Source organism: Pseudoalteromonas ulvae UL12, assembly GCF_014925405.1.
Taxonomy (GTDB): Bacteria; Pseudomonadota; Gammaproteobacteria; order Enterobacterales; family Alteromonadaceae; genus Pseudoalteromonas; species Pseudoalteromonas ulvae.
The window spans coordinates 477,671-484,616 of record NZ_AQHJ01000027.1 but is presented as its reverse complement, the minus strand read 5'-3'; the positions used below and the strand labels follow the sequence as shown (position 1 = coordinate 484,616).

Here is a 6,946-nt window from a genome sequence, read left to right as displayed (position 1 = left end):
CCTAAGGCGAGGCGGAAACGCGTAGTCGATGGGAAACGGGTTAATATTCCCGTACTCGGCATGAATGCGATGGGGAGACGGAGCAGGCTAGGCAAGCATGGCGTTGGTTGTCCATGTGAAAGTAAGTAGGTTGAGAACTTAGGCAAATCCGGGTTCTTAAGACTGAGATACGAGACGAGTCACTACGGTGATGAAGTTGTTGATGCCATACTTCCAGGAAAATCCTCTAAGCTTCAGTTCATGCTGAATCGTACCCCAAACCGACACAGGTGGTCAGGTAGAGAATACTAAGGCGCTTGAGAGAACTCGGGTGAAGGAACTAGGCAAAATAGTACCGTAACTTCGGGAGAAGGTACGCTGCTGACGGTGATAGGACTTGCTCCTTAAGCTGTTGGCAGTCACAGTAACCAGGTGGCTGGGACTGTTTATTAAAAACACAGCACTGTGCAAAATCGAAAGATGACGTATACGGTGTGACACCTGCCCGGTGCCGGAAGGTTAATTGATGGGGTTATCTTCGGAGAAGCTCTTGATCGAAGCCCCGGTAAACGGCGGCCGTAACTATAACGGTCCTAAGGTAGCGAAATTCCTTGTCGGGTAAGTTCCGACCTGCACGAATGGTGTAACCATGGCCACGCTGTCTCCACCCGAGACTCAGTGAAATTGAAATCGCAGTGAAGATGCTGTGTACCCGCGGCTAGACGGAAACACTTGAGACTAAGATTTCCGAATGGGGAAACCCACCTGTTTACAGGTATCGTTAACTGAATACATAGGTTAACGAGGCGAACGCGGAGAACTGAAACATCTAAGTACCCGTAGGAAAAGAAATCAACCGAGATTCCGGAAGTAGCGGCGAGCGAAACCGGAACAGCCCTTAAGCTTATTAGTGATTAGTGGAATGCTCTGGAAAGGGCAGCGACACAGGGTGATAGCCCCGTACATGAAAATCTATAGTAAGTGAAATCGAGTAGGTCGGGACACGTGTTATCTTGACTGAATATAGGGGGACCATCCTCTAAGGCTAAATACTCCCAACTGACCGATAGTGAACCAGTACCGTGAGGGAAAGGCGAAAAGAACCCCTGTGAGGGGAGTGAAATAGAACCTGAAACCGTGTACGTACAAGCAGTAGGAGCACCTTCGTGGTGTGACTGCGTACCTTTTGTATAATGGGTCAGCGACTTATATTTTGTAGCGAGGTTAACCAATTAGGGGAGCCGTAGGGAAACCGAGTCTTAACTGGGCGTATAGTTGCAAGGTATAGACCCGAAACCCGGTGATCTAGCCATGGGCAGGTTGAAGGTTGAGTAACATCAACTGGAGGACCGAACCCACTAACGTTGAAAAGTTAGGGGATGACTTGTGGCTAGGAGTGAAAGGCTAATCAAACCGGGAGATAGCTGGTTCTCCCCGAAATCTATTTAGGTAGAGCCTCGGACGAATACTTACGGGGGTAGAGCACTGTTAAGGCTAGGGGGTCATCCCGACTTACCAACCCTTTGCAAACTCCGAATACCGTAAAGTAATATCCGGGAGACACACGGCGGGTGCTAACGTCCGTCGTGAAGAGGGAAACAACCCAGACCGCCAGCTAAGGTCCCAAAGTGTATGTTAAGTGGGAAACGATGTGGAAAGGCCCAGACAGCCAGGAGGTTGGCTTAGAAGCAGCCATCCTTTAAAGAAAGCGTAATAGCTCACTGGTCGAGTCGGTCTGCGCGGAAGATGTAACGGGGCTAAACATACCACCGAAGCTGCGGCTGCGTACTTATGTATGCGGGGTAGGGGAGCGTTCTGTAAGCCGTTGAAGGTGAACCGGGAGGTTTGCTGGAGGTATCAGAAGTGCGAATGCTGACATGAGTAACGATAATGCGGGTGAAAAACCCGCACGCCGGAAGACCAAGGGTTCCTATCCCATGTTAATCAGGGTAGGGTGAGTCGACCCCTAAGGCGAGGCGGAAACGCGTAGTCGATGGGAAACGGGTTAATATTCCCGTACTCGGCATGAATGCGATGGGGAGACGGAGCAGGCTAGGCAAGCATGGCGTTGGTTGTCCATGTGAAAGTAAGTAGGTTGAGAACTTAGGCAAATCCGGGTTCTTAAGACTGAGATACGAGACGAGTCACTACGGTGATGAAGTTGTTGATGCCATACTTCCAGGAAAATCCTCTAAGCTTCAGTTCATGCTGAATCGTACCCCAAACCGACACAGGTGGTCAGGTAGAGAATACTAAGGCGCTTGAGAGAACTCGGGTGAAGGAACTAGGCAAAATAGTACCGTAACTTCGGGAGAAGGTACGCTGCTGACGGTGATAGGACTTGCTCCTTAAGCTGTTGGCAGTCACAGTAACCAGGTGGCTGGGACTGTTTATTAAAAACACAGCACTGTGCAAAATCGAAAGATGACGTATACGGTGTGACACCTGCCCGGTGCCGGAAGGTTAATTGATGGGGTTATCTTCGGAGAAGCTCTTGATCGAAGCCCCGGTAAACGGCGGCCGTAACTATAACGGTCCTAAGGTAGCGAAATTCCTTGTCGGGTAAGTTCCGACCTGCACGAATGGTGTAACCATGGCCACGCTGTCTCCACCCGAGACTCAGTGAAATTGAAATCGCAGTGAAGATGCTGTGTACCCGCGGCTAGACGGAAAGACCCCGTGAACCTTTACTACAGCTTGGCACTGAACATTGAACCTACATGTGTAGGATAGGTGGGAGACTTTGAAGCAGCGACGCTAGTTGTTGTGGAGTCGTCCTTGAAATACCACCCTTGTAGTTTTGATGTTCTAACGTAGGTCCCTAATCGGGATTGCGGACAGTGCCTGGTGGGTAGTTTGACTGGGGCGGTCTCCTCCCAAAGAGTAACGGAGGAGCACGAAGGTTTGCTAAGTACGGTCGGACATCGTACGGTTAGTGTAATGGTAGAAGCAAGCTTAACTGCGAGACGGACAAGTCGAGCAGGTACGAAAGTAGGTCATAGTGATCCGGTGGTTCTGAATGGAAGGGCCATCGCTCAACGGATAAAAGGTACTCCGGGGATAACAGGCTGATACCGCCCAAGAGTTCATATCGACGGCGGTGTTTGGCACCTCGATGTCGGCTCATCACATCCTGGGGCTGAAGTCGGTCCCAAGGGTATGGCTGTTCGCCATTTAAAGTGGTACGCGAGCTGGGTTTAGAACGTCGTGAGACAGTTCGGTCCCTATCTGCCGTGGGCGTTTGAGAATTGAGAGGGGCTGCTCCTAGTACGAGAGGACCGGAGTGGACGAACCGCTGGTGTTCGGGTTGTGATGCCAATCGCATTGCCCGGTAGCTACGTTCGGAATCGATAAGCGCTGAAAGCATCTAAGCGCGAAGCGAGCCTCGAGATGAGTTCTCACTTGGAGTTTAACTCCACTAAAGGGCCGTTGGAGACTACAACGTTGATAGGTAGGGTGTGGAAGCGCTGTGAGGCGTTAAGCTAACCTATACTAATTACCCGTGAGGCTTAACCATACAACGCCAAAGTGGTTTGTATGAAGCACTGATAGATAAGCAAGAAGTTAGATAGAACTGAAGTAGACACTTTTAATCAGCCTTCCAATTTAGTTTTACGGCGAGAGCGGTAAGACGAGAAAATTTTGCTTGGTGACAATAGCGTTTTGGACCCACCTGATCCCATTCCGAACTCAGTAGTGAAACGAAACAGCGCCGATGGTAGTGTGGGATTACCCATGTGAGAGTAGGACATCGCCAGGCTCCTAATTTATAAATTAAAATAACAAGAATATTTAAAAGATTTTCTTGGTGACAATAGCGTTTTGGACCCACCTGATCCCATTCCGAACTCAGTAGTGAAACGAAACAGCGCCGATGGTAGTGTGGGATTACCCATGTGAGAGTAGGACATCGCCAGGACCAAATTATATAAGCCTCAACATATGTTGAGGCTTTTTTCGTTTAAGAAGATTAAATTAGTCTTTTGACATTCTCCCGAATCAGAATCTATCGATTCTAAAAGGTGTAACATCTATTTTATTCGACTCTTTTTTAATGATCGAGGTAATTAATTCAGCACTAATGGTAGCTAATGTTAACCCTAAATGCTGATGGCCAAAGTTATAATATACTCTGGGTGTCGAGAGAGATTGGCTAATTACAGGGAGAGAATCTGGTAAGCTTGGTCTACAGCCCATCCAATGATTGCTGTCGCTTTGTTCATAAATATCAGGCCAAATAGACTTTCCTAAAGGAAATAACACTTTAGCCCTTTCAATATTCATGCTTTTTTTGACTCCTGCAAATTCGACGGTACCAGCCAAACGTAAACCTGATGTCATAGGTGTAAGAATTAATTTTTTATCAAATGATGCGATAGGTCTTTTAGGCATTGATTTGCTTTTTACCATTAAGTGATAGCCGCGCTCTGCTTCTAATGGAACATTGAGGCCAACATAGGCACACAGATTTTTACTGTATGCACCTGCACAAATTACGATTTTTTCATACTCATAATTAGCAGTTTTACTGGTGATAGTGACATGGTTATCGAACTGATTAATATTTATGATGCTAGTTTCAATATATTCACCGCCATAAGCTTGGTAGGCCTTGAACAGGTCATGAACGAGATTGTATGGATCTATGCTATGGCCAACCTCTGGGAATAAAATGGCATAATTTATTGTTTTATCTATGCCTGGCTCTAATATATCGAGCTGTTCTCGATTAAGTAGCTCAGCACTTACTCCTTCACTTACATATTCTTTTAATACCTTTTCGGCTGTTAATTTTGACCCTGAGAAAGTTAAGAGACTGCCATTCAATGTTATTTTATTGGTTAAGTTGGCATCTGACAGTTGTGTCTTCCAAGATTGAAGAGCAAGCTCTGTTAAGGATTTTAAAGCATGTTTGTTTCTATCAAATCGGTCTTTCTTCATATTAATTAAAAATCGGACAAACCAAGGTATGGCCTTAGGTAAGTAACGAATATCAATTTTAAATGGTCCAAGTGGATTTATAAGCATGGCCGGTATATGTGGCAATAATCCTTTTTGCGCTAATGGGAAGACTTGCTCTGTCGCAAAATGTCCTGCATTGCCTTTTGAGCAGCCTTCAGCTATACCTTTTTCATCAATGAGCGTTACTTTATACCCTTCCTTTTGTAGTTTTAAAGCTGTAGTCACACCCACAATGCCTGCACCTATGACAGCTATAGTCTCTTGAGCCGCGTTAATTTGTTTCATTTGTTTTAAAAATAAGTTGATATTGCATACAATATACCGTACTTTGTATTTAATACAAATCTATTCATTACCTTTTGGAGATTTTAATATCTCTTAATTTATCTGGTGTTTATACAGCCGCTTTAACTCAGCTCAATTATAAAAGCTAGCTTGAGCGACTTTGTAAACAATGTGTCTATGTGGGAGCTGATGATGTACATGAAATTATAGTGTGCGCAATGATTATGCTTCGCTTAGTCTGAAAGCGAAACATCAAGTAATGAAAGATTCTGTACAAGTGTTTATAAGCCAATTTTTTGGATTGAGCATACATAGAGCGTTTTACTATGAAGTATTAGAGACACATATCGACTTATCAAAACTCAATTAATTTCATGATTTATTCTCTAACAAAGTTAGGGGCTGTTGATTTTTCGTGATGATTTTTGCAGCGAATTGTTGGGTATTTACACAAGGCAGCGCTTTTGTGGTGTAGCGAGCTACACGAAAAAGCGATAACGCAGTAGAAATACCCAACAAACGCTGCCCGAAGGGTTCGGCTAAAAGCGTATCTCTCTTTGTTGAGTAGTATTTGCTTAGAATGACTAGGCTACACACTACTCGGGGCGATAAAAACGCTTTTATCTCGAACAAAATTTAACCACGAAAGATCAACAGCCCTTAGCCTTATTATTTAATAGAGCTAGAGGCTAACAATAACAAACGGAAGATTTATGATAAAAGGTACATTTTCTTGTATTGATGCACATACTTGTGGCAATCCTGTTCGATTAGTGACATCGGGTCATCCGCTTCTGCGTGGCGAGACTATGGGTGAGAAAAGACTTCATTTTATTGATGAGTTTGATTGGATCCGTCAGTCCTTGATGTTTGAGCCACGTGGACATGACATGATGTCAGGAGCATTTTTATACCCTCCGTGCTCAGCCAATGCTGATGCCGCAATTTTGTTCATAGAAACATCAGGCTGCTTGCCTATGTGTGGGCATGGCACCATTGGAACTATTACGGCAGCTCTGGAAGCTGGGCTTTTAACAGCTAAAACACCGGGTCGATTGGTTATTGACGTGCCAGCAGGGCAGTTAAATGTAGAATATCAACAAACTGGTAATAAAGTCGATTGGGTTAAGATTTACAACATCGCTTCTTATTTAGCATACAAAGATATTGTTATCGACATACCGGAACTTGGTTCACTCACTATTGATATAGCCTATGGCGGTAATTTTTACGCAATTGTTGAACCGCAAAAAAATTATCCCGGCTTAGATAAATGGTCTCCAGATAAAATATTAAAGTTCAGTCCACTTATAAGAGAAATAGCCAGCCAATCGGTTGACTGTAAACATCTCCTTGATGAAAAAGTATCTGGTTTATCTCATGTACTTTGGACTGGTGAGCCACAACATGCTGGATCTCATGCTGCAAATGCTGTTTTTTACGGAGATAAAGCAATTGATCGCTCTCCTTGTGGGACAGGAACATCAGCGCGAATGGCTCAATTACATGCAAAAGGTTTATTAAAACAGGGCGATACATTTGTGCACGAGAGCATTATTGGTAGCCAATTTGTAGGCCGAATAGAATCAATCACCGAAATATCAGGGGTCACTGCCATCATGCCTTCAATACAGGGTTGGGCACGTGTAACGGGGCATAATCAAATTATCGTTGATGATGCCGATCCCTATGCATTTGGTTTTCAACTCGTTTAAAGGAG

General features: G+C 44.8%; 2 protein-coding genes and 3 rRNA genes. 4 read left to right on the top strand and 1 reads right to left on the bottom strand.

The genetic code is table 11. The features are described 5' to 3' along the window. Window positions 1–595: 595 nt before the first annotated feature. The 3 genes from PULV_RS10310 (at window position 596) to rrf (PULV_RS10300) (ending at window position 3,898) form a co-directional block, all read left to right on the top strand. Window positions 596–3,496 (top strand): 23S ribosomal RNA (locus PULV_RS10310). A gap of 128 nt (window positions 3,497–3,624) precedes the next feature. Continuing rightward, a 5S ribosomal RNA gene (gene rrf / locus PULV_RS10305) occupies window positions 3,625–3,739 on the top strand. Window positions 3,740–3,783: 44 nt separating this feature from the next. Further along, a 5S ribosomal RNA gene (gene rrf / locus PULV_RS10300) occupies window positions 3,784–3,898 on the top strand. 80 nt (window positions 3,899–3,978) lie between these two features. Here the strand turns inward: rrf (PULV_RS10300) and PULV_RS10295 are convergent. Further along, window positions 3,979–5,226 (bottom strand): NAD(P)/FAD-dependent oxidoreductase, encoded by a 1,248-nt coding sequence (locus tag PULV_RS10295; protein ID WP_086743967.1) that lies wholly within the window; start codon window positions 5,224–5,226, stop codon window positions 3,979–3,981. A gap of 713 nt (window positions 5,227–5,939) precedes the next feature. Here PULV_RS10295 and PULV_RS10290 point away from each other — a divergent pair. Beyond that, window positions 5,940–6,941 carry a 4-hydroxyproline epimerase gene (locus tag PULV_RS10290; RefSeq protein ID WP_086743966.1) on the top strand — a complete coding sequence of 334 codons (1,002 nt, stop codon included), beginning with the start codon at window positions 5,940–5,942 and terminating at the stop codon, window positions 6,939–6,941. The last annotated feature ends 5 nt before the right edge of the window (window positions 6,942–6,946 follow it).